Source organism: Methanobrevibacter sp., assembly GCF_045577275.1.
Taxonomy (GTDB): domain Archaea; phylum Methanobacteriota; class Methanobacteria; order Methanobacteriales; family Methanobacteriaceae; genus Methanobrevibacter.
In genome coordinates this window covers 14,241-37,794 of the sequence record NZ_JAZNIB010000016.1, presented here as the reverse complement: position 1 = coordinate 37,794, position 23,554 = coordinate 14,241, and the positions used below count along the sequence as shown (strand labels likewise).

Annotated in this window: 21 protein-coding genes; 10 read left to right on the top strand and 11 right to left on the bottom strand. The window is 32.3% G+C overall.

Annotated elements, in window-relative coordinates; all coding sequences use genetic code 11:
• Both ACKI67_RS00670 and ACKI67_RS00665 read left to right on the top strand, forming a co-directional pair.
• Nucleotides 1–285, top strand: a 285-nt coding sequence (locus ACKI67_RS00670) for a 4Fe-4S double cluster binding domain-containing protein (RefSeq protein ID WP_407461456.1), incomplete at its 5' end; no start/stop codon positions are given.
• 174 nt (nt 286–459) lie between these two features.
• On the top strand, nt 460–600 hold the full coding sequence (locus ACKI67_RS00665; RefSeq protein ID WP_407461455.1) for a hypothetical protein: 141 nt from the start codon (nt 460–462) through the stop codon (nt 598–600).
• 119 nt (nt 601–719) lie between these two features.
• Here ACKI67_RS00665 and dapF read toward each other — a convergent pair whose 3' ends face one another.
• Together dapF and lysA are read right to left on the bottom strand one after the other, a co-directional pair.
• Entirely contained in the window at nt 720–1,583 is an 864-nt protein-coding gene (dapF, locus tag ACKI67_RS00660; protein WP_407461454.1) for a diaminopimelate epimerase, read from the bottom strand.
• Nucleotides 1,584–1,621: 38 nt separating this feature from the next.
• Nucleotides 1,622–2,905, bottom strand: coding sequence for a diaminopimelate decarboxylase (gene lysA, locus ACKI67_RS00655; protein WP_407461453.1), 1,284 nt, complete (start codon nt 2,903–2,905; stop codon nt 1,622–1,624).
• Between the two features lie 704 nt (nt 2,906–3,609).
• Here lysA and ACKI67_RS00650 point away from each other — a divergent pair.
• Nucleotides 3,610–4,047, top strand: coding sequence for an NUDIX hydrolase (locus ACKI67_RS00650; RefSeq protein WP_407461452.1), 438 nt, complete (start codon nt 3,610–3,612; stop codon nt 4,045–4,047).
• A gap of 59 nt (nt 4,048–4,106) precedes the next feature.
• On the opposite strand, the gene ACKI67_RS00645 is transcribed toward ACKI67_RS00650, so the two are convergent.
• From ACKI67_RS00645 to ACKI67_RS00630, 4 genes are all read right to left on the bottom strand, one after another.
• A complete protein-coding gene (locus ACKI67_RS00645; protein ID WP_407461451.1) occupies nt 4,107–4,751 on the bottom strand; it encodes a YczE/YyaS/YitT family protein in 645 nt (214 codons plus the stop codon).
• A gap of 113 nt (nt 4,752–4,864) precedes the next feature.
• Nucleotides 4,865–5,866, bottom strand: coding sequence for an NADH-dependent flavin oxidoreductase (locus ACKI67_RS00640; RefSeq protein ID WP_407461450.1), 1,002 nt, complete (start codon nt 5,864–5,866; stop codon nt 4,865–4,867).
• Nucleotides 5,867–5,938: 72 nt separating this feature from the next.
• A complete protein-coding gene (locus ACKI67_RS00635) occupies nt 5,939–6,715 on the bottom strand; it encodes an ABC transporter ATP-binding protein (RefSeq protein ID WP_407461449.1) in 777 nt (258 codons plus the stop codon).
• An 8-nt stretch (nt 6,716–6,723) separates the two neighbouring features.
• The gene (locus tag ACKI67_RS00630; protein WP_407461447.1) at nt 6,724–7,803 is read right to left on the bottom strand and encodes an ABC transporter permease; all 1,080 of its coding nucleotides are present in this window, start codon (nt 7,801–7,803) and stop codon (nt 6,724–6,726) included.
• Between the two features lie 269 nt (nt 7,804–8,072).
• Here ACKI67_RS00630 and ACKI67_RS00625 point away from each other — a divergent pair, with 269 nt between their 5' ends.
• Nucleotides 8,073–9,026, top strand: coding sequence for an alpha/beta hydrolase (locus tag ACKI67_RS00625; RefSeq protein WP_407461457.1), 954 nt, complete (start codon nt 8,073–8,075; stop codon nt 9,024–9,026).
• A 150-nt stretch (nt 9,027–9,176) separates the two neighbouring features.
• Here the strand turns inward: ACKI67_RS00625 and ACKI67_RS00620 are convergent, their stop codons facing one another.
• Nucleotides 9,177–10,352, bottom strand: a complete 1,176-nt coding sequence (locus ACKI67_RS00620; protein WP_407461446.1) for an aspartate aminotransferase family protein — start codon at nt 10,350–10,352, stop codon at nt 9,177–9,179.
• Nucleotides 10,353–10,526: 174 nt separating this feature from the next.
• On the opposite strand from ACKI67_RS00620, the gene ACKI67_RS00615 reads away from it, so the two are divergent.
• Complete coding sequence (locus ACKI67_RS00615) at nt 10,527–11,570, top strand: aldo/keto reductase (protein WP_407461445.1); 1,044 nt, start codon at nt 10,527–10,529, stop codon at nt 11,568–11,570.
• Between the two features lie 183 nt (nt 11,571–11,753).
• Nucleotides 11,754–12,182, top strand: coding sequence for a peptidylprolyl isomerase (locus tag ACKI67_RS00610; RefSeq protein WP_292788986.1), 429 nt, complete (start codon nt 11,754–11,756; stop codon nt 12,180–12,182).
• A gap of 255 nt (nt 12,183–12,437) precedes the next feature.
• Here the strand turns inward: ACKI67_RS00610 and ACKI67_RS00605 are convergent, their stop codons facing one another.
• Both ACKI67_RS00605 and ACKI67_RS00600 read right to left on the bottom strand, forming a co-directional pair.
• Nucleotides 12,438–12,572 (bottom strand): hypothetical protein, encoded by a 135-nt coding sequence (locus tag ACKI67_RS00605; protein WP_407461444.1) that lies wholly within the window; start codon nt 12,570–12,572, stop codon nt 12,438–12,440.
• Between the two features lie 92 nt (nt 12,573–12,664).
• Nucleotides 12,665–13,228 carry a YdeI/OmpD-associated family protein gene (locus ACKI67_RS00600; protein WP_407461443.1) on the bottom strand — a complete coding sequence of 188 codons (564 nt, stop codon included), beginning with the start codon at nt 13,226–13,228 and terminating at the stop codon, nt 12,665–12,667.
• 221 nt (nt 13,229–13,449) lie between these two features.
• Here ACKI67_RS00600 and ACKI67_RS00595 point away from each other — a divergent pair, with 221 nt between their 5' ends.
• Both ACKI67_RS00595 and ACKI67_RS00590 read left to right on the top strand, forming a co-directional pair.
• Nucleotides 13,450–17,010: a lectin like domain-containing protein gene (locus ACKI67_RS00595; RefSeq protein ID WP_407461442.1), complete on the top strand. Its 3,561-nt coding sequence runs from the start codon at nt 13,450–13,452 to the stop codon at nt 17,008–17,010.
• 92 nt (nt 17,011–17,102) lie between these two features.
• Complete coding sequence (locus ACKI67_RS00590; protein ID WP_407461441.1) at nt 17,103–18,230, top strand: heparan-alpha-glucosaminide N-acetyltransferase domain-containing protein; 1,128 nt, start codon at nt 17,103–17,105, stop codon at nt 18,228–18,230.
• 98 nt (nt 18,231–18,328) lie between these two features.
• Here the strand turns inward: ACKI67_RS00590 and ACKI67_RS00585 are convergent, their stop codons facing one another.
• Nucleotides 18,329–19,801 carry a sodium-dependent transporter gene (locus ACKI67_RS00585; protein WP_407461440.1) on the bottom strand — a complete coding sequence of 491 codons (1,473 nt, stop codon included), beginning with the start codon at nt 19,799–19,801 and terminating at the stop codon, nt 18,329–18,331.
• 237 nt (nt 19,802–20,038) lie between these two features.
• Here ACKI67_RS00585 and ACKI67_RS00580 point away from each other — a divergent pair, with 237 nt between their 5' ends.
• Both ACKI67_RS00580 and ACKI67_RS00575 read left to right on the top strand, forming a co-directional pair.
• Entirely contained in the window at nt 20,039–20,734 is a 696-nt protein-coding gene (locus ACKI67_RS00580; RefSeq protein WP_407461438.1) for a TIGR00266 family protein, read from the top strand.
• Nucleotides 20,735–21,038: 304 nt separating this feature from the next.
• Complete coding sequence (locus tag ACKI67_RS00575; RefSeq protein ID WP_407461437.1) at nt 21,039–21,626, top strand: TetR/AcrR family transcriptional regulator; 588 nt, start codon at nt 21,039–21,041, stop codon at nt 21,624–21,626.
• A 760-nt stretch (nt 21,627–22,386) separates the two neighbouring features.
• On the opposite strand, the gene ACKI67_RS00570 is transcribed toward ACKI67_RS00575, so the two are convergent.
• Nucleotides 22,387–23,403 (bottom strand): SLC13 family permease, encoded by a 1,017-nt coding sequence (locus ACKI67_RS00570; protein ID WP_407461436.1) that lies wholly within the window; start codon nt 23,401–23,403, stop codon nt 22,387–22,389.
• Nucleotides 23,404–23,554: the final 151 nt, after the last annotated feature.

Here is a 23,554-nt window from a genome sequence, read left to right as displayed (position 1 = left end):
ACAGACATGCCTATAAAAGTAGGTACACCAATCGATGACTCATTATGTGATGACTGTACAGATTGCCAAGACGCTTGTCCTGTTGATGCAATAAATGAAGTTAAATGGGATTCCCGAAAAGAAAGGGAAGAATACTTCGACACAGAAAAGTGTTTTGAATTTATAAAGAAGGAAATGCAAAGAACTCATGGAAAGAGCTTATGTGCCAAATGCGGGCTGGCTTGCCCTTACACTAAGGAATACTTAGGAATAGAAACCGAAAGGGATTTGATTAAGGAAATATAATTAAAAATTTAATTAAGGTTTAATTAAGGTTTAATTAAAGTTTAATTAAAGTTTAATTTACTCCTATAAATAGGAGCTTTAGGGGGTTTTACTATTTTTAATGGAAGTCCATTAGATTTTTACAAGCAAGAACTGCCAAGATTCATGATTTTATCAAAAAACATTTTGAAATATTTGAAAGAGGGAAAAACACTTGAAGAAGCTTGCTCTAAGGCAGGTGTTGTTTCAAATGAGTTCAATATTTGGAAGCTTTGGGCAGATAAAGGTTTGCAGCCTTATGCAGATTTCTTTAGAGAAATTCAAAATTATAGATGACTTCAGCAAGACGAAAAAATGAATTGCAATTAAAAAAAAATAATTAAAAATAACGTTTAAAGAATATAAAAATAATTTAAAAAAAGAAAAAAAGAAAATTTATTTAAAAATAAATAAATTTATTGGATTTCAGCATTGAATACCAATGTTGCAGGTCCTTTCATGAATGCTCCGAGTTCTCCGTCCTCTTCATAGACATTAAACTCTAAGTCTCCACCAGGCAAGTGAAGAAGAACTTCATTGTCAAAAAGACCTAATTTTACACCAGCAAGTGCAGTTGAAGTTGCACCAGTACCACATGCTAAGGTAACACCAGCACCACGTTCCCAGGTCCTCATTTTTCCTTCATTTTTGCTGATTACTTCAACAAAATGAACATTGATCTTTTCTGGGAAGAGTTCATGACATTCAATAGCTGGACCATATTTGTCAATATCGATAGCTTCTACATCATCAACAAACAAGATTGCATGAGGGTTTCCTACATTGACACAAGTTGCCTTAAAGGTGGTGTCAATGACTTCAAGGTCACCGTCTACAAACTCCTCTGAATCTGCAATCATTGGAATTTCAGGAACTTTGAATGTTGATTTGCCCATATTTACCTTAAAGAGAACAGGTTCGCCATCTTCTACAGTAATTTCAATGGTTTTGATACCTGATTTGGTTTCAACTGTCATAGTTTCCTTTTCAACGATTTTGTTTCTGTAAACGAAATCTCCGAAACAGCGGATACCATTTCCACACATTTCCGCTTCGGATCCATCTGGATTGAACATTCTGTATCCAATATCTGCCACTTCGGATGGGACAACGAATAATACTCCGTCTCCACCTACACCAAAGTTTCTGTGGCATAAGATTCTGCATGCTTCAGGTTTGTCAGCTTCAGGAATTTGTTCTCCTTGGCTTTCATCGATAATAGGGAAATCGTTACCGATACCATGCATTTTAGCAAATTTTAAACCTTTTAAATCTACCATTATATCACCAATTGCCAGTAATAATATTCAATCTGCACCTATTGTAAATGGTCAGGAATGGATTGTTTTTCAAAGATATCATCAAAGCTTTGTGCTTCACGGATTACGAAGGACTCTCCATTTTTAACAAGAATCTCTGCAGGGAGAGGTCTTGAGTTGTAGTTGGAAGCCATTGTGTAACCGTATGCACCAGCATTTAAAATACCTAAGATGTCTCCTTCTTCAATGTCTGGAAGAGGTCTGTCTCTTGCAAACAAGTCACCGGATTCACAGACATTACCTGCAACATCCACTTTTTGAGTTGCTTCCTCATTCATTTTGTTTGCAACTACAATGTGATGGTAGGAATCGTACATAGCAGGTCTGAGCAAGGTGTTGAATCCTGCATCTACACCGATGAATTTTCTGTAGCTTTCTTTTACACTGTTTACTTCAACTAAGATTACAGAAGCGTCCCCTACAATGTATCTTCCTGGTTCAAGGTATAATGTAGGTTCTCCCATATCAAACTCTTCTAATTTTTCTTTGAATAATTTGACGTTTTCTTCTGCAAAGTGTTCTAAGTCAAGCAATTCTTCATCAGGAGTGTATGGAATTCCAACTCCACCACCGAAGTCAATGAATTCAAAGTCAATTCCTGCTTCTTGGTGAACTTTTCCTGCAATGTTCATAGTTGATTCAATAGCTAATTTGAATGGTTCAGGATCAAGAATTCCAGAACCGATGTGAGAGTGCATACCTACAGGTTCGAACCCTAATTCTTTAGCTAATTTGTAGATTTCTACAGCTTCGGTTTCCATAATACCGAATTTACTCATTTCTCCACCGGTGATACAGTGGCCGTGGTGACCAGCACCTACCATAGGGTTTACTCTGAATGAGATTTTTTTACCATTAGGATCAATGCTTTCTGCAAGTCTTTTAAGTGCGGAAACTGAGTCAATGTTCAAGATTACATCTTCACTGTTTACATAATCCATTTCATCGTTTCTTATGTTGTTTCCTGTGAATAGGATTCTGTCTCCAGAGAATCCCATTTTTTTACAGATGTAAACTTCTCCAGGAGAAACTGCATCAATGCAGCATCCTTCTTCCTCAAGGATTTTTAAAACTGCAATGTTTGTATTTGCTTTACAAGCATAGAATACTTTGAATTTAGGATAAAATTTAGTGAATGCGTTATAAAATCTGTTGTAGTTGTCTCTAATTCTTTCCTCATCAATTACATAGATAGGAGTACCGTATTGCTCTACTAAATCGCAAGCATCAGCACCGCCAATATCTAAATGGCCTTTATCGTTTGTTTTTATATTTAAATCCATTTTATGCCTCCGATAAAAATAATATATAATGAATAATTATCTTTATAATAATCTTAAAAATAAGTTTTCAATAAAATTCTATTTAAACTAATATATAAAATTATTTAAGGAAATTGATTGTCCGACTTGATAAAAACTGAAACAAATATGTTAAAAAAAAAAAGGATGAAAGCCTACCTAAGGTAAGAGTGCAACCTAAAAACTTTTTGTAAAATTCGACTGTCTAAAAAAATCAATTATTCAACAAACAATAAAATCATTTGTATGAATAGGATTAATAACAATAAAAATTGTTTGAAATTAAATTCCATGATTTTTTCCTCCTTTTATCTGAAATGGCATTCTTTTTAAGGTAGTGAAACCTAAAAAATAATTTTTAAATGGCTACTAATAAATATAACGATTTTATGAGCTTTAAATTTAAAAATAACGATTATATTGACTTAAAAATAGAAAATTATATTTATATTGTAAAAACTAAATAAATTGAAGAATTATAAAAAAAGTAAAAAATTATCAAGGTTTAGTGAATTCAAAAGAATTCAAAAACCTTACCATTTCAGATAATTGGAGATTTACTCAAAGAGAAAAACTCCTTAAAAATAATTTAAACATCATAATATATAAATCTAATCAAAGTTAAAAACTAAAATAACTAAATAAAAGCAATATAATAATCAAATAGAATTTTCATAGGTGAGAAAATGAATGATAAAAAAGATTGGGGATTGACAGTAAGGGGAGTAGTTAGAAAAGAAGACAAGATATTGATCCTCAGAAGACATCCAAAATCAAGAAACAATCCTCATAAGTATGAGCTTCCAGGAGGAAAAGTGGATCCTGGAGAGTTCTTTGATGTGGCATTGATAAGGGAATTCAAGGAAGAGACAAGCCTTGATGTCAATATAGAAAGCCTATTTGAAGTGGTTCAAGATGAATTCATAAGCAGAAGAACAAACCAGCCAATCAGCACAGTTCAACTGATGATGAATCTTGAAATAATGAGTGGAGAAGTTCAAATAAGCGATGAACATGACGATTTCAAATGGGTAAGCATTGAAGAATTAAAAGAGCTTTACAATGAGGATATGCTTACTCCTACACTTAGAAAAACTTTAGAAAAAAGAGATTTTGAGATTTGAATAAATCTCAATTATTTTTTTTATTAACCTACATTAAACTTTTTTTAAAAATAAGCCTATCATTTTTCATATAAGCGTTCAACATAAGGATTTAAATAAGTTTGAAGAACCTTCACAATAGGACCAATTATTAGAGCAGAAATGATTGTTCCTTCACGGACTCCTGCAAGGTATCCTAAGAAAACAATTGAACAAATAGCTGCTATAAGCACCATAGTTGTATCAAAGAATGGCTTTACCTTTGGGAACTCTTTTTTCAAAACCTTTGAAATAGCTACGATTATTCCATCAGGAGGAAGATAAACCACTTCTGTTTGAACCTCCAATAAAACACCGAAAGCAACCACTACACAACTTAGCAAAAGTGTGGCAAATTGACTTAAATAATCTGCAGGATTCAAGAAACTTACAAGCATCATTGAAAAGTCTATGGAAAGGGAGAAGATTGTTCCTACAACAATTTGCAAATACTGTCTCTTTTCAAACCCACTTCTTAATAGGATAATCTGAACAGCTATAAAGATCACATTAAAGATTAAGCAGACTGTTCCAACACTCATTTTCAATATCAGACTTGAAACATATGGAAGACAAATGATAGGAGAAGTACCTAAATTTGCCTTGATTGATATCGCTGCCCCTAAAGATATGAAAAATAGTGAAATTAAATAAATGACATATCTTGAAATCTTTTTTATTTGCATAAAATATAGTTTGCTTTAGAATACTTAAATAATTTTTTAAAAAAATAAGAAAAAATAAGAAAAATAATGAAAATATGAAAAATAAAAAGATAAGAAAAAAGAGAAATTATAAATTATTTAAATTTGAAACAAGTACTCTCTTTTTTGGAGTAACAGTTATTGCAGCTTTGACAAATTGAAACTCCATCTCCATTCGCTTTCCAATCAGCTAAAAAGTCTGGCTGTGCTACAAATGGCTTGGACATGGATAAGAATTCAACTTTTGAATCATTTAAAACATCATTCATTGATTTCATATCCCTCATTGAACCGCCTAAAATAACTGGAACATCAATCTCATCAATCAATTTATCCACATACACAAGGAATGGGTTTCTATCATTGCCATCATAAAGATATGATATTGTCCTTGCAGTCAATTGAATGCTGTCAGCACCTGCCTTTTCAAGTTCCTTTGCAACCTTGATACTTTCTTCAGGAGTCATTCCATTTTTTCTGACGTCCCAAGGATTTATTCTGCAGCTGACATGGAAATCCATAGTCTTTTTAAGAACCTTGATTATCTCTGAACAGATTCTGACACGATTTTCTGTATTTCCTCCATATTGGTCCTTTCTTTGATTGAAATAGGGGTTGATGAATTTGGCAAGATAAAAATTGTTTCCAATATCCATTTGCATTCCATCAAAACCTGCAAAAGAGAACTTTTTAGCAGCCATAATAACATCTGCCTGAAGACGTCTTATACCCTCTAAGCTAATGTCATTTGCTTCGACCTTTTGATTCAAACCATCATTATAATAAAAGAATGCAAGTTGTCCGAGAATCGGCACATCATGATTATGACAGATGTCTGTAATTTCCTTATAGTCCTTTACAAAACCTCTATAGTTTACATTATTACAGTATTCGGCAAATCTGTCTCTTGGATCAAATACAAACATTTCGGAATTGATCAATCCTACACCACTTTTAGCCATCCTTTCATATCTGTCAAATACTTCACTCTTTAAGAATCCGCCATCTTCAGTCTGTCTTTCCCAAGTTCCTGTTCTTACAATACGACTTTTTAGCTTTAAATCCCCTAAACTACATTCATCAAATATATCTTTCATAATAATCACGATTAACCTGTTAGAAATTTAAAAAAGTAAATAATTAAATAAAAAATAGAATGAAGAAAAATACTAGTAATTGTATTTATCCTCTATAATTTGACCATCCTTGATTTTTATGGTTCTTTCAGCCAATGCGGCAACACCATTATCGTGTGTAACTATAATCAAAGTCACATTATAACGCTCATGCATTTCCATAAGCAGGTCCAATATCATTTTTCCAGTTTTGGAATCAAGAGAACCTGTTGGTTCATCTGCCAAGATAATGGAAGGATTATTTACCAATGCCCTTGCAATAGCTACCCTTTGACGTTGACCACCAGACAACTTATTAGGTCTTTGCTTCTTCTTATCCTCCAATCCTACAGCACGGATAATCTCACTTGCCTTTTCCTTCATCTCCTTATTGGACATTCCAGTAGGAAGCAGTGGAATCTGGACATTGTCAAATACAGATAAGTTAGGAATCAGGTTATGCAATTGGAAAACAAAACCTATTTTTTCCTGTCTGAACTGGCTTAAATCCTTCTCTTTTACAAGGTCAATGCCGTCGATAAAGATCTTTCCTCTTGTAGGCTTATCCAAAGCACCAAGCATGTTTAGGAGTGTTGATTTACCAGACCCTGAAGGTCCGATAATGGATACGAATTCCCCTTCAAAAATATCAAGGTTTATGCCATTCAATGCTTTGACCATACCCTTGTCATATTCCTTTACAACATCAAAGAGGCTGATCAATGGCTCTTCATAATAGTATTCCTCACCATCATCACTGATGAAGGTTTCATTATAGATATATTCATCATCAGGATATGCATTATCATTTACTATCTGATTATCATCCATAAAATCACCTATTCATACCTCAATGCTTCTGTTGGAGCAAGCTTGGATGCCTTGTATGCAGGATAGATTCCTCCGATTATTCCAACGATAATTGTAATTCCGAATGCGAGAATGAATGTCTTAGGAGAGTAACCCAATGCAAAATCTGTTACATTGAATAGTCTAAGACCTACTTTAGGTATCAATATTCCGAATATTGAACCAACTATACCTGATAGCGTTGTCAATACCAATGTTTCTCCTAGAATCATTGTTAAGATCTTTCTGGATTTCCATCCTACAGACTTTAAAACTCCAATTTCCTTAGTTCTTTCATAAACTGCCATAACCATTGTGTTTATGATACCGATTCCACCTACAATAATTGCAAGAGCTGAAACTGCAAGGGTGGCAGTGTCCAATATTCCTAAAACATCATCTGCTATTGAAGATATCTCTTCACTTGTCAATGTTGTAAAGTTTTCATAATCCTCTTCAATCTTTTCACTGATTGCAGAATCATTTACATCTTCACCTGTTTTGACAAGAATACGTGAAACACCATCATTGTCGGTTATATCCTGTAAGGTATCCAATGGAACATAAATTCCACTATCAACAAATGGACTGCCTGTCTCAAAGATTCCTGACACATTAAATTCCTTGCCCTGCAAGGTAATGTCATCTCCAATGCTTACATTATTTACTTCAGCATATTCCGCACCGACAATAGCATCTCTAGTTCCATTTTCATATATTTTTCCATCAACCTTGTCAATTCCCATCATATAAAGTTTATCAGGTGCCAATCCCACGACAGTGGTTGCTAAACTGCTGGTATCAGAATCTCTAGATTTCAGCCGGTCCATATTCATTTCAGTAACCGTTAGCCCACCTGCGGCATCTATGACTCCAGTCCTATTTTTCATCTCATCTACTATCGAGCTATCCATTAATCCAGTGTTTGTGCCGACTGAACTTGAATTACTGACTGTTATCTCAGCACCAACATCATTCAGCGAAGTTTGAACTGAATCCTCCATTCCTGTAGTGATAAGACCCAATGCCACAATGGTGGTGATTCCTATAGCGATTCCAATAATGGACAATGCACTACGGGTCTTATTCCTAAATGGATTTTTTAAAATTAATGTTATGAATCTTATACTAACATCCCCTTATAAATAATTATTATTTACCTTTTTTAATAATTAAACTTAACTAAAAATTTAAAAAAAAATAATGAGATAAATAAATTTTAAAAAAATAGAAATAAAGTATCCATAACAACTGCTTTTTAAAATATATGATTATTTAAAACTTATATCAGTTAAAAATCATTAAAAATTAGGCTTAAGGCATTTAAGTAAATAACTTAATCTTTTTAAGAAAAATATTATATAAATTAAAGAATAAACTCATTTTAAGTTATTTAAAAGGTGAAACAATGTCAAAAATGTCAAAGGTTATGGAGTCTGCATTAAGACACAAAGACTATAAGGAAAGAAGCAGTGATGTTAATAAAACAGAAGAACATATGGAAGCACGTTCTCTTGTTGAAGATGAAATCTATGAACTCCCAAAAAGGATTTACCAGACAAAAGTTAAGAATGAAGAAAAGTTCGGATGCCAAATGCTAATTTTTAATGAAAGTGAAATCAGTAAAAATATAATCCTATATCTTCATGGAGGAGCCTATGTCAATGAGATTGCAAATCTGCACATAGCTTTTTGTGACAAGCTTGCTAAAAAGGTCAATGCAACAGTGTTTACCCCAATATATCCTCTTGCACCTAACCATACCTATGAAGAGACTTATCAAATCGTTGAAAAACTTTATGATTTCATATTGGAATTCAACAAACCCGTTACAATTATGGGCGATTCAGCTGGAGGGGGATTGTCTGCAGCATTTTGCGAATATTTAGCAGAGAATGAACTAGCACAACCAGAACATTTAATTCTAATATCCCCTTGGGTTGATGTGTCAATGTCTGGAGATTATGAGGATTATATGGATATTGACCCAATGCTTGGAGTGGATGGACTACGTGAAATGGGCAAAGCATGGGCAGGGAACTTAGATTCTAAAGACTATAAGGTAAGCCCATTGTATGGAGATGTGAAAAAGCTTCCACAAACTACAATATTTGTAGGTACACATGAAGTGCTATATCCTGACATTATTGAATTTTATAATAAGCTAAAGGATAATGGAATTGACGTGGAGTTGAATGTTGGTGAAGAAATGTCTCATGTATATCCACTTTATCCATTAGTTCCAGAAGCAAAAGAAGCATTTAATCATATTGTTGATATAATTTTGGATTAATATTTATAAAAATTATTGATTAAAATTGATTAAAATTGATTTATTGGATAAAAAACATTAGTCATAAATTTAAAAAAAAAGCAAATAGTCAAGAATTTTGAAATATCAAAACTCTTGATTATAAATATTAAAAATAAAATAAAATTTTAATTATAAAGCACTGAACACTTTATCAAGCGCTTCAACAAGTGCATCAATCTCTTCTTCCTTAACCACCAAAGGAGGAGCAAACCTTAATACATTGCCTGCAGTGCAGTTGATCAAGAATCCTTCATCAAGCATTTTGCCGACTATATCCGCTCCTTCGAAGTTCAATTCAACACCAACCAAAAGACCAGATCCTCTTACATCAGTGATGAAATCGTATTTTTCTTTTAATGGAGCTAATTTTTCCAAGAAGTATTCACCCATATCCTTACTGTGCTCAACAAGGTTTTCCTCTTCAAAGACATCGAAAACAGCATTTGCTGCAGCACCTGCAAGTGGACTTCCTGCAAAGGTTGTGCCATGGTCACCAGGTACAAAACCGCCAGCCACATCCTCTTTTGCCAAGAATGCTGCCATTGGGAATCCTCCACCAATACCTTTTGCTACAGTCATTATGTCTGCATCAATGCCAAACAATTCATGAGCAAATAAAGCACCGCATCTTCCGAAACCTGATTGAACTTCATCCACAATGATTAAAACTCCTTTTTCCTTACATAAATCGTTTAATCCTTTGTAGAATTCTGCATCAGCTACATGAACTCCACCTTCACCTTGAACTGGCTCAATGATAATAGCTGCAGTGTTTTCAGTGATAGCTTCATTTACACTGTCCAAATTGCCGAATTCAACTTTCTTGAATCCTCTTGGCAAGTTTTCCACATAAGGTGCACTGTATTCTGGGTGGTCTGTTACAGATAAGGTCAAGAAGGTCCTTCCGTGGAATGAGTCCCCGCAGAACAAGACTTCATGCTTACCGCTGTATTTGATTGCAAGCTTAAGTGCTCCTTCATTAGCTTCAGCACCGGAGTTTGCAAAAAAGATTCTATCAAATTTGGTTGCATCAACTAATCTTTTAGCGTAAACGGTAGCAGGTTCGTTATAGTAAATGCTTGAAATGTGAATAAGCTTTTCAGCTTGATCTTGAATAGCTTTCACAAGCTTAGGATGATTGTGACCTAAACAGTTTACAGCAATACCTGCTAAAAAGTCCAAATACTCGTTGCCGTCAATATCCCATACCTTGACACCTTCTCCATGGTCAAGTACAATTGGGACTCTATTAAATGTATTAATGAAATATTTATCTTCAATATCAATGATTTCTTGTGTATTCATGAAAATTCCTCTCATTCTTAATTTTTTAAATGAACAGATAAGTGTAAGTAAAATAATCTTAATAAGATTAAAATCAAAAAATTTTTCGCCTATTAAAGATTGAACACAATTATATTTATATTTTATTATATAAAAAAATAAGTATGGAATAAGATTTTTATTTGGATTGATTATATGGCACAGATAATATTAGGCAAAACTGGATTGAAAATAGAGAAAAATGGTTTTGGTGCTCTCCCTATTCAAAGGGATTCATTTGATGAAACTAAAGAGATTGTTCAAAAGGCTTATGCAAATGGAATTAACTTCTATGATACCGCAAGAGCATACACCGATAGCGAAGAAAAGCTTAACTATGCTTTTGAAGGGTTCAATGAAAAATATCCAAGGGAAAGCATCATAATAGCTAGCAAAACCCAAGGGGAAAACAGAAAGGACATTGAAAAAGACATTAAAGTCAGTCTCGATAAACTTGGAACTGATTATATTGACTTATATCAAATCCACAATCCATCATTCTGCCCAACAGAAGGAGATGGAAGCGGTGCATATGATGCGCTGTTTGACCTTTGTGATGAAGGAATCATAAGGCACATCGGATTTACATCCCATAAGGCAGAACTGGCTAAAGAAGCTATTGAAAGTGGATTATATGAAACCATACAATTCCCATTCTCTTATCTTACCGGCCCAAATGAATTATCCATTGTTGAAATGGCTAGGTCAAATAATATAGGATTCATTGCAATGAAAGCGATGAGCGGAGGATTGAATAGAAGTTCAAAAGCCGCTTATGCATACATACACAGTTTTGACAATGTTGTTCCGATTTGGGGAGTTCAAAGAATGTCTGAACTTGATGAATTCCTATCATATATGAAAGAAGAGGTAAAGCTTGATAAGGAATTGGAAGAAATAATCAGACAGGAAAGAGATGAATTGCAAGGAGACTTCTGCAGAGGATGTGCTTACTGTATGCCATGTCCACAGGACATTCAGATTTTCATCTGTGCGAGAATGTCATTATGGATGAGAAGATTCCCAACAGAACCTAATTTGGATGAAGCAACCCAAGAGAAAATGAAACAGATAGAGGAGTGTACAGAATGTGGACAGTGCATCAGCAAATGCCCATATGAACTAAACATTCCAGAACTTTTAAAGAAAAACTATGAAGATTATCAAAAAGTTCTATCTGGAGAGACAATAATAGAATGATTTTTTTAAATAATTAAGTTTATATTCTAAAAAATACATTATTAAATTAGATATTAAAATTAATGGTAAACCAAAAGTTTACAGAATTTAAAAAATTATTTTAAAAGGATTATTTAAATAAAGAGTTAAATAATTATTTTAAAAATTATTAAATATCTAAATTTACTTAAAAAAGTGATTATAATGAAAAAAGCAATTATTGAAACTGAAAAAGGAGATATCGTATTGGAATTATTCCCAAATGAAGCTCCTGGAACTGTAGCAAACTTTGAAAAATTAGCAAACAGTGGATTCTACGATGGTTTAACATTCCACAGAGTAATCCCTAACTTTGTAATTCAAGGTGGTTGTCCTATCGGTAACGGTACTGGAGGTCCTGGTTGGACCATTAAATGTGAAACTGAAGGAAACCCACACAAACATGGAACTGGAGCATTATCTATGGCTCATGCAGGTAAAGACACTGGTGGAAGCCAATTCTTTATTACTCACAGCCCACAACCTCATTTAGATGGTGTTCACACCGTATTCGGACAAGTTATTGAAGGTATGGATGTTGTAAACTCTATCCGTGCTGGAGATAAAATGTTAAAAGTAACCGTTCAAGGTTAGATTAAAAATTAAAGCAGTTTTTAACTGCTACTTACTCTTTTTTTTAAAATTTCTCCCAATAGATCGTTAAATAAAAACTTTTTTTGAAAAATATAACAAAACATTAAAAAAAAAATAGAAAAAATAAGATGAGATAGAAAGTAGAAAAATAGATAAAAATAAATAAAAATTAATGAAAATTAATGAAAATTAATAAAAATAAATAAAAATGTAAATTTAATTTTATTAAAAATGTAAATTTAAAAAAAATTAAAATTAATAGCCGTACTCTTCATCGGCTAAATCCAAATCATCCGGATTTCTAATCATATATCCACATTCATGACATTTGTATGTGTTATAATTGATTTCCTCAATAGCTTCAGAACCACATCTTGGACATCTTACCATATACTCCCCCTCCTCATATTGATTAATTATTGTATAATCATTGTAGTTTATAAAAGTTTCTAAATAATTATAAAAAATAGTTAAAATAATAGCTAAGCTAATCTACCGTAATCATCCCAACTGCCATACATCTTTCCTTCTTTGGTGTTTTTTAAAAAAGTGTCCAACTTCTTTTTATAAAGCTTTTTATCTTTTTTTTCCTTTTGAATGCTTGCAATCTTTACTCTTTGGTAAACTGGAGGGAAATTGTTAAAGTTTTCCCAAGTTTCAGGATCCTTTTTCAGCCTGTTTAAAATAGCTCTGCTTATTTTAAACTCCTTATCAAAATCATCGGGCAGTACCTCTAATCCTGCTTCTGTCATAAGTTCATGTTCAATTAACCATCTTGCACGTTCCCTATTTAACTGAGACCAATTGCTCTTTTTTATCCTTGGAGAGAATCTCTGCATCCTTACTCCATCAATTAGGCCATAAACTGAATCAATCCATCCAAATGACAATGCAACATAAACTGCATCCCTATATGAGAAAGTGTCTTCCACTGGATTTCCTCTTTTACAAACTATCCAGCACTCCTCCTCACTTGCATGATTCTTCTCCAGCCAAACCCTAAATTCATTTGGGCTTTTGCAATCCAATATATTTTTAGTTTCCATTAAATAGTATTAGATTATGCATATTAATATAACTTGGTATAGATTTGCTAAATCTGAGATTATAAAATAAAAAATGAAATTAATCTTCCAATATATGATTATTTAATATTTATGAATATTAATTTATGAATATTAAATATTTATAATTATAATTAAATATCTGAATTAATAAATAAAAGATTAGATTAAAAAAATTTTAGGATTAAAAAGTGGGGGAAACTATGAAACATAAATCAAAATATATTTCAATTTTGATTTTAATCTTTATTTTATTTAGCATCACTGCAGTATCTGCTAGTGAGAGTCAAACTGCTGCAATTGATGCTAATGACAATCACATATCTGAAGATGCCAATTTAATGAAGGAAAATCAGATAGATGATTCATATGAGGAATCTCAATCAAATAATGATTTAAATCAAAACAAATTATACACCTCCAATGAAGAGGAGGATTATACTTTTAATCAAGCCCAAACAGATATGGGAAATTCAGACAACACCTTGATACAAGCTGATGGTGATGGAGATGCAGAACCTGTAGAAGAGGACGAATACTCTTTTTTAGCCTTATATAAATTAATCAACCAATCAGATGAAGAATTAACTCTTGAACATGATTATAGATTCAATGAAAGCTGTGACTACGATTTATTAAACATATTAGACTATCCAGAAATAGAAATAGATAAAAATAGATTTATCCTCAACGGTTTAAATCATGTTATTGACGGTGCAGACATAGGGGCACAATTCAGTCTTGAAAATAGTGCAGGAGAAATCATCATTAATGACTTGACATTTAAAAATTTCAATATAACAGCTTTTTACTGCAGGGGAAAAACAATATTAAATAATGTTAACTTTACAAACTGCTCTGACCCACTGCTTGGAATATTTTCAATATCTTATGCTGAGCTGATTGCAAACAATTGCAGTTTTTATCAAAACCATGGTCGCACTATCATATCAGAATCTTATTCTAATATAACTCTAAATAATTCAATTTTTTCAGGATATGCTAATGGTACAATGATCAAAGGAAATAGAGGGCATTTAAGTGTCTACAATTCCATTTTTGAAAATTTCACTTCTGAGAGTGGAGCCATAATTAATTTCAAGGGAGACCGCATTGAACTAGTCAATTCAAGATTTGCAAATGCATATTCCGAGACAAGTGGGGCAGCAATCCTTGCAAAATACTACCCTATAAACATAGGAACTTCCTCTAATCCTCATTATATTCCATCAGACCCAATTTTGATTAAGGATTGCATATTCGACAATCTTACATGCACCAACGATGGTGGAGCGATACATATAGATCTTGATTCTGGATCTTATAATATCCCTAAAATCATGAATATTGAAGGTTCCAATTTTACCAACTGTAATTCCCGTTTTGGTGGAGCAATATCCATTTTAGGAGGAACATTGAATATCAATGAATGTAATTTCATAAATAATACTGCAAGCTTCAAAGGAGGAGCAATCTACTCATCCTGGACTAATTTAAACATTACAAAATCAGATTTCCAGAGCAATACTGCAACTAAGAATGGAGGGGCGATATTCTTTGACAAGCACAAATTGCTCATTAAAGAATCTAATTTCACATCTAATAAAGTGCTTGAGGAATCTAATATGGCAGCAAATGCGATTTATGCCCATGATGTTGAAGTGAATTTCTCAGATTCCATATTTAACAATGGAGGAGTAGCTGTCTACGCAGACTTTGCAAACGATTCAAAAATTGAAAATGTGGAGAAGAACGATGATATTTTCTTAATGGACAATCATAATTATATTGTTTCAGTAGAAAGCAAAGGAATTAAACTTAATTTCACAGAAAATGAAATAATTGTTGATACCCTTCCATCCCGCTTTGATGCCCGCGACTGGGGATGGGTAACTCCTGGAAAACTTCAAGGGGACAATGATGACTGTTGGGCATTTGCTACAATAGCATCCATTGAAACCTCTCTTGCAAAATCCACTGGAACATTATTCAATCTGTCACAAAACTATGCTCAGAAACTCCAATTAAAATATTATGATGTTGGAGACTTAAGAAACAGCTTAACCGGTTTTTCATATAGTGGATTAGGTTACGCGTTAAGTTGGTATGGGGTTTTACCTATTGACGGTCCTTATGATGATAGGGGAATGATTGCAGATGAAGACATGGATGTTGAGAGGATTCATGTTCAGGATGCAATATTCATCTATACTGGAATGAATGACACCATAGATTTAATAAAACATGCCATAATGAAATATGGGGCAGTTAGTGTTCAAGGCTGGATAGAGAAACCTAAAGAAGAAATCCCAACTGAGGGTGAGGATATTGCCATTATGGACCATGGCACACATTTCGTTTCAATTATAGGATGGGATGACAATTATATTGATCGTTTCTCTCATGAAAGAGGAGGCTGGATATGCAAGGATTCTTTAACAGGATTTAGCAATATGAGTTACACTAATTTCCCAGATGTCGATTACTATGCCATCGTGCCTCAAAGAGTTGCCATAGCTTATATCTTTGAAAATAACATTGACTATCATGTGAATTACCAAACTGATTTAACCGGTTTGGCTGGCTTCGATGGAAATTATACCCTTTATTCCAATGAATTCACCTCTAAATACTATGAATTGATTGGTGCTGTAGGAACTTACTTCAATGAATCCGGAATCAAATATTCCTTTGACATATTTGTAAACAATAAAAAGGTTCACTCCCAAACTGGCATAAGCGAGTTTGCAGGATTCAGAACAATCATCTTAAATAAGTACATTCCAGTCAAAACAGGAGACCAATTCAAGGTTGTATTCAAAAGCAATGCCGTCCCATATCAAGCATGGTCAAGAGTGCATTATCTGAATGGAACATCTCTTGTAAGCAAAGATAATAACAGTTGGACTGATTTAGCACCTTTAAACAAGACAGTTTGTCTTAAAGTCTACACAGTAGCTGATGATACCAAAATAATCAACAATAAAAACATTACTGTTGACTATGATGGAGGTTCCTATTTCCGTGTAAAAGTTGTGACAGCAGAAGGCAGAGCTGTTGGAGTTGGAGAAAGTGTTAAATTCACCATCAACGGTAAAGGCACAACAGTAAAAACAGATGACAATGGTATTGCAAAAATAAAAATAACTGACTTGCCTGGAAAGTACACAGTAACAACAACATACCGTGGAAAAACCTATAAAAATACTGTTACTGTAAAACAAGTCCTTAAAACAACTAAAACAAGCGTAAAGAATACTGACAAGAAACTTGTCCTTAAGGCAAGCCTTAAGATCAATGGAAAAGCAATTAAGGGCAAGGTTATCAAATTCAGATTCAGAGGAAAAACCTACAAGGCAAAAACCAATGCAAAAGGAATAGCACAGGTAACAATCAAACAATCAGTTATCAAAAAACTTACTGGAAAATCATATGCTGTAAAAGTCACTTACCTTAAAGACACTATTAAAACAACTGTAAAGGTGAAACAAGTTCTTAAAGCAAATAAAGTAAAGATAAAGAAATCAGTTAAGAGGTTTAAACTTAAAGCAAGCCTTAAGCTCAATGGAAAACTTGCTAAAAAGAAACTAATCAAATTTACCTTTAGAGGAAAAACCTACAAGGCAAAAACCAATAAAAAGGGAGTGGCCACAGTTACCATTAAAAAAGCAGTTATCAAAAAGCTTAAGAAAGGAAAAAAATATTCTGTAAAGGTAGCTTATGGTAAAGATTATCTAAAAACAACTGTTAAAGTAAAAAAATAAATGATAAGCCCCATTCTTTATTTAAGAATAATTGTAGTGAAATATGCCATTTCATAAAAATTATGAAATGTGAAAATTAGGTTGTATATGAAATGTATTTAAATAATTTATTTTCAGAGGAAAAAGTCAATACTGGAAGACAAGCAGAATTGGATATTGCGAAGGCATTTTCAATAATCTTTATGGTTTTCGTTCATGTGGTATGGATGATTTTTTCTTTTGACAATAACATCAGCAATGGATATGCACTTATATGCTCAAATATTTTAGGAAGACCATGTGCTGCACCTATTTTCATGTTTTGTATGGGCGTAGGAATTGTTTATTCAAGACACAACCAATGGGGCCAAATGATAAAGAGAGGAATAACTTTGTTCCTAGCAGGTATCGTAGTAAATATCTTTGAATTCTTTATACCTTATTATGTTTACGGATATCTTTTTGGCAGTTGGGATGTTTTCACAATAGCTGGAGGATTATTGCTCTTTTGTATAGATATTTTAGAATTTGCTGGTTTGACATTTATTCTACTGGGCATTTCCAAAAAAGTGAAGAGATCAAATGAAGCCCTCATAATCATTGCTATAACAATGTCCATTATTGGGTCTGTTTTAAGATACACTGACTTTGGAATGCCTGTTTTGAACTTGTTCTTTGGTTATTTCATTGGAACAAAAGGTGGATTTACAGCATTCCCATTATTCAATTGGTTTATAATACCTGTTGGAGGATATATTTGGGGACAATACTTTATTAGAGCAAAAGATAAAAATCAATTCTTTAAATATTGGCCAATATATCTCATAATAGCTTTAATTTACTTTGTTATCTCAACTCAAATAAGCAATGGTTTCCTAACAGACATCCATCAATATTATTTCATGACCTTTATAGATGCATTATTCTGTTTGCTTTATGCTCATGCAAATATAGGTCTTTGCTACTATTTAAGCAAAATTTTGCCTGATATTATCATTAAAGCAGCCACCCTATTAAGTAGCCACATTATAAACATTTATGTTACCCAATGGCTATTTGTGCCTTTAATAACAATATTCATAGCTTATATATTTAAAGGCATCGTATTTACTGATTGGATGGCAATAATAATCTCAATATTCACTTTGGGCTTATCCATAGATATAGTTCTAAGGGTAACAAAAAGAATAAGAGGATTAGATGAACATGTTATGGAAAGAAGAAAGTTTGAAAATAAATAGAATAATTAAAAAAATTAGTTAAATAGGTACTTTTTACCATTTAACCCACCTTTTTTAAATAAATAAATTCAGCTTAATAATCAGTTCAATAATGCTGTTCAATTATCCCAATTGGGATTAGTAGGTTTCTTAAGGGTTAAGAATAAGCATACTGCAAATACGACTACTGCACAGATAAGTGTAATAACTAATCTTTCAAGGGAATAGTCCTGTACAATTTCCACCATTCCACCAAACCAAACAATTGCAATACCAACAGGAAGAAGATACTTTACAATAAAGAGCCATGCTTTACCCACCTTAATTGATCTTGATTTTGAATTCAAATAATCAACCAAGTTTTCAGCCTTGTATACCCAAGCAAAGAGGATGCATTCAAGGATTAAGCAAAACAATACTGCAATCTGATTGATATAGGCATCAACATATTCAAGCAATGTGCCGCCGAAGGCAGTTGCATAGACCATTGACATCAACCCTCCGATAATACATAGTGCTGTCACTGTCCTTTTTCTGGATATGTCAAATTTATTTTGTATTGAAAAGGATAATGGTTCAATCATTGTCAAAATGCTGGTAAGTCCTGCAATGAAAATTGTCAGGAAGAACAATGGCCCAATGACATATGCCCACTGACCTAAAATATTGAATACAGCAGGGTAAACTACAAATATCAATCCAGTGCCTTGGCTTACAATATCGGAAACAGGTGTTGCAGTCTGCAAAGACATATAACCTAATATTGAAAAGACAGCAATCGCTGAAATGTTTTCAAAGAATGAATTCGCTAAAGCGATTATAAGGGTGTTGGAAATTATATCTGTATCCTCCTTAAGATATCCTGCAAAGGTTATAGTTCCACTTAATCCGATATTCAAAGAGAAGATGATTTGACTGAATGCCAACATCCATATATTAAAATCTGTTAAAAGTGACCAATCAGGGGCGTACAATTCAGCAAGACCAATGGAAGCACCAGGAAGAGTGACTGAGAACACAACGATTAAAATCATGATGACGAATAATAATGGAACCAAGACTTTAGAGACTCTGCCTAAACCCTTTTCCAAGTCCCTGTGAGAAATGAACCAAACAAGTGACCAAACAATGAGAAGGGCAATTGCAACTACAGGAATGAAATTCAAGACCCCACTTAGATTGGTGGTTGAATGTGTAAGAGTGCTTGAATAGAATAAGTTTGGATCTGCTCCCCACGCTTTAAACATGCTTAAAAAAATGTAAATTCCATCAAAACTTAATAGACTTGAATAATAAATCATTACTGTAAGCAAACAAAGGGGGATGAACCATCCTAAAAATTGCCATCTGGAATCAATCTGAGTGATTGTTTTAGCAAAGGATGACTTGAACTTGAATCCGATACCATACTCCAAGAAAAGAATAGGGATTCCCATCAATAAAATAGCTATAATATATGGTACAAAAAATGCACCTCCGCCGCTAGAATAAAGCACATATGGATATCTCCAAATGTTTCCAAGTCCAACGGCAGAACCTATCATTGCCAATATAAATGTTAAGGTACTGCCCCACTGATTCGCATTAGTCATAATTTCATCCTTTAAACATCATTTATAAAAAGTAAATAAGTTAACTTTGTTATTGAACATTAAAAAAACTTTTGTCTTAACTTAAAAAAAATTGTTTAATATGGGACTCATAATTTAAACGTTCTCATTATTCAAATATATACAAAACAACTAGATAAGAATGTTAAGTATATATAGTATTAAGAAATAATAAAAAAATAATAATAAAAAAATAAAACAATGATTAGGTGAAAAAATATGGAATATGAAATACGTGGCGGTTCATTTCCTATTGTAATCTGCACATTACAAAAAGGAGAAACCATGAAGAATGAAACCGGGGCAATGTCATTTATGACAAAAGACATGAAGATGGAAACCAATACAGGCGGAGGCCTTCTAAAAGGTCTTGGAAGAGCATTGTCTGGAGACAGCTTATTCTTAAACTTCTTCACTGCAGAATCAGACAATCAGCAAATAGGATTTTCAGCACGTACACCTGGAAAAATTTTGTCAATCAAATTAAATGGAAACAATACATTCATCGGTCAAAAAAATGCATTCTTAGCTGCTGAAGATAGTGTTGACCTCGACATATACTTTAAAAACAAGCTTGGAACCGGAATATTCGGTGGTGAAGGATTCATTCTCCAAAAATTCTCTGGAGAAGGAATGGCATTTATAGAAATCGATGGTGAAGTTATTGAGCATGAATTGGAACCAGGTCAAACCTTACTTTTAGACCCAGGACATCTCGCTGCAATGGAAGAAAGCGTTGAGTTTGAGATTGAAAGAGTCAAAGGAGCTAAAAACATATTGTTCGGAGAAGGGTTATTCTTTGCTAGAGTCACTGGACCTGGAAAGATATGGATCCAAACCATGCCAATTACAAAATTGGCAGAATCATTGATCCCTTACATGCCAACAAGCAGCAGCGGAGGATTTGACTTCTAAAGAAGTTTATTATTAAATAAACTTTTTTCTTTTTTTTCTTTTTTAAAAATCGGATATATTATTCTATTTTTCAATATTTTTATTGTGATTTTTTAATTTTGATTTTTAATTATTAGATCTTAAATTATTTAATTTAAAATTATTTTATTTTAATTGTTCGATTTTTTTAATTTTATAATAAATTGCTAAAATTTATCAATATATAAATGAAATACATAAAAATTATTCAAATTTAATGAATTTTTCATAATTTTACTAGAAAAATTAATAAAATATTAAATAATAGAAAAATAAATTTATAATTATGTTTGGCGAAAAGGAAAATACCGAAGAAAAAATTATGGAAGCAACATTTAATATTCTTCAAAGAGAGGGGCTTGCAAAAACAACTACTAAAAAAATAGCTTCTGAAGCAGGGGTTAATGAAGTAACTATTTTTAGAAAGTTCGAAAATAAGAAGAATTTGATAACCGCTACTAAAGATTTCTATTTGAAAAAATTTACAGATAAGTTGGAACAAAACTTCGATTACACAGAAGATGAAACTGTAGATGAATATCTTAACAAATCATTTTATGGAATGTTAGAATTTGAAGAAGAAGATGCGAAGATTGTTAGAGTAGCTTTAGGAGAAGTTAGAGAGAATCCTGAAAACAAACTCTTGATTTCACAAATCGTAGAACCTGTATTCAAAAAATTAGAAGGATTCTTTGAAATGAAAATAGAAAAAGGCGAAATTAGAGAAATTAATTCTAAAGCTATTTCATTAGTATGCTATAGTATACTTTTCCAATCTATCATGATATATCAAATACATCATGACAATCCTGATTTCAAACCAGAATTCACCAGTGAAGATGTTTTAGACATTATCTATAATGGAATAAAATAAGAATCATTTATTGTATTGATTATAATGGATAAAATCTTAATTAAAAGATTTTTTCCAATTTTCTTTTTTAAATTTGTCCAACTCCATTTGAATTTTCATTCGTTTAGACTATTTTTTAACTTTTTTTAAAACTTTAAATTTAAAATAAAACTAAATTATTTTTCTAAATTTTTTCTAAAAACCTTCAAATCTAAAATAACCTCCATATTATCTTTAAATTTTTAAACAATCCATTATAAACTAATTTTTTAATATTTAAAGATGCAAGCAAGTACTTGCATTCGAAAATCTTTATATACTGATTTTTTGATATATACTATTGTGATATGTAAATCACACTTAATTAAAAGTAAAAAGATTCCCCAAAATATACCTATAAAAAAATTTTAGTGATAAAAGAATTAAAAGAATTTACGATTGTTTTAATTGTTTTATCAAAAAAATTAATTGTTGTATCTATGTTTTTATCAAAACATAACAACACAGGAATTTTTTGTCGCGTAAATAAACCCCCTCATTTACGTGACAGCCTATCAAAAGATTCTAGTACAAATCAATTCGAAACAGTCCCCCTCATCTCGAAATACTAGAATGTTTTGATATTTATAAAATTAAAAGAGTTTTAAGTGAATCCTAAACACGCACTTAAAATTCTTCCCCCTTTTTTTAAAAATTTTATTGCATTATTTACTACTGATTTTTATTTTACTGTTTACTAATTTACTATTTTAGATCTCTTCTTTTTTAAAAACAGCTTTTTTTAATTAATGAGAACATATGTTCCTAATAAAATAGCAAGCAGAATAACATTTAATACAGTAAATACAATCAAATATCTCATTTTAAACTCATCATGCTCTCGAATAAGGATCTTATATGAAATCAGATTTGCCATAGAAGCGATGAGAGTTCCTAAACCACCAATATTGATTCCAATGATGATTGCCTCATAATTTGTACTGAAACCGCTTAGCAATATTGCAGAAGGAACATTTGAAATGAATTGAGATGCAATCACTCCCCAAAGAACCTCATTTCCAACAATCCAAGTCTTAAACAATTCATTGAAAAATGGAATATTCTCTAGATTGCCTATCAGGATAAACAGTGCAATGAATGTTAAAAGCAGGAAATAATCCACACCAAGAAATACCCTTTTCAAAAAATGACTTCTATCAATTTCAATCTTTGGCATAGCCGGCAGGGCAATATTCTCTTTTGGAATGAAAAATGACAATGCCGCTAAAAATGCAACTGATACAATAATATAAGGCAATAGAAGCATGAAAAATGATAGGAATGGAATATGGGACACTGTATACATTACAATATTATGTGGAGCCCCAATAGGAAGGACCATACACCCCACATTAGCTGCAATGGTTTCCAAACTAACTGTGAATATTATCAAGTCAAGCCTATCGACTTTCTTTAAAGCCAATAATGTAAATGGTACAAAAATAATCAATGAAACATCATTTGTAATGAATATTGAACTGAAAAAACAAGTAAATACCAAAAATAAAACAAGCCCACGACTATTTTTAACTTTTTTCAATAGCTTTCGAACCAAAATCTCAAAAACTGACAGATTTTTCAAAATCTCCACAATTAGCATGATGATGAAAAGAAGTATAATTGTTTCCCAATTTATATAATTTAAATAATCCAAGCTTGGTTTAACAAAAAAACAAGAAACAATAGCTAAAATAAGAGATATGGAGAATATTATCTCTTTTTTAAAAAAATTAAAAAGTTCATCTGTCAATTCATTCATAATAATATTTTAGTGAATGTATTATAATAATTTATTTAAAAATATAGGATTAACAGAGGTGAATAAAAAATATAAAAATTTATAATTAATCATTAACAGAGTTAAATATTAATATACTGAATATTTTCAATTTTTATTATAAGTATTTAGA

Coding starts and splice junctions, on each gene's coding strand:
- dapF (WP_407461454.1), bottom strand. CDS start 1,583: ATGGTAGATTTAAAAGGTTTAAAATTTGCTAAAATGCATGGTATCGGT.
- lysA (WP_407461453.1), bottom strand. CDS start 2,905: ATGGATTTAAATATAAAAACAAACGATAAAGGCCATTTAGATATTGGC.
- ACKI67_RS00650 (WP_407461452.1), top strand. CDS start 3,610: ATGAATGATAAAAAAGATTGGGGATTGACAGTAAGGGGAGTAGTTAGA.
- ACKI67_RS00645 (WP_407461451.1), bottom strand. CDS start 4,751: ATGCAAATAAAAAAGATTTCAAGATATGTCATTTATTTAATTTCACTA.
- ACKI67_RS00640 (WP_407461450.1), bottom strand. CDS start 5,866: ATGAAAGATATATTTGATGAATGTAGTTTAGGGGATTTAAAGCTAAAA.
- ACKI67_RS00635 (WP_407461449.1), bottom strand. CDS start 6,715: ATGGATGATAATCAGATAGTAAATGATAATGCATATCCTGATGATGAA.
- ACKI67_RS00620 (WP_407461446.1), bottom strand. CDS start 10,352: ATGAATACACAAGAAATCATTGATATTGAAGATAAATATTTCATTAAT.
- ACKI67_RS00615 (WP_407461445.1), top strand. CDS start 10,527: ATGGCACAGATAATATTAGGCAAAACTGGATTGAAAATAGAGAAAAAT.
- ACKI67_RS00610 (WP_292788986.1), top strand. CDS start 11,754: ATGAAAAAAGCAATTATTGAAACTGAAAAAGGAGATATCGTATTGGAA.
- ACKI67_RS00605 (WP_407461444.1), bottom strand. CDS start 12,572: ATGGTAAGATGTCCAAGATGTGGTTCTGAAGCTATTGAGGAAATCAAT.
- ACKI67_RS00600 (WP_407461443.1), bottom strand. CDS start 13,228: ATGGAAACTAAAAATATATTGGATTGCAAAAGCCCAAATGAATTTAGG.
- ACKI67_RS00595 (WP_407461442.1), top strand. CDS start 13,450: ATGAAACATAAATCAAAATATATTTCAATTTTGATTTTAATCTTTATT.
- ACKI67_RS00590 (WP_407461441.1), top strand. CDS start 17,103: ATGTATTTAAATAATTTATTTTCAGAGGAAAAAGTCAATACTGGAAGA.
- ACKI67_RS00585 (WP_407461440.1), bottom strand. CDS start 19,801: ATGACTAATGCGAATCAGTGGGGCAGTACCTTAACATTTATATTGGCA.
- ACKI67_RS00580 (WP_407461438.1), top strand. CDS start 20,039: ATGGAATATGAAATACGTGGCGGTTCATTTCCTATTGTAATCTGCACA.
- ACKI67_RS00575 (WP_407461437.1), top strand. CDS start 21,039: ATGTTTGGCGAAAAGGAAAATACCGAAGAAAAAATTATGGAAGCAACA.
- ACKI67_RS00570 (WP_407461436.1), bottom strand. CDS start 23,403: ATGAATGAATTGACAGATGAACTTTTTAATTTTTTTAAAAAAGAGATA.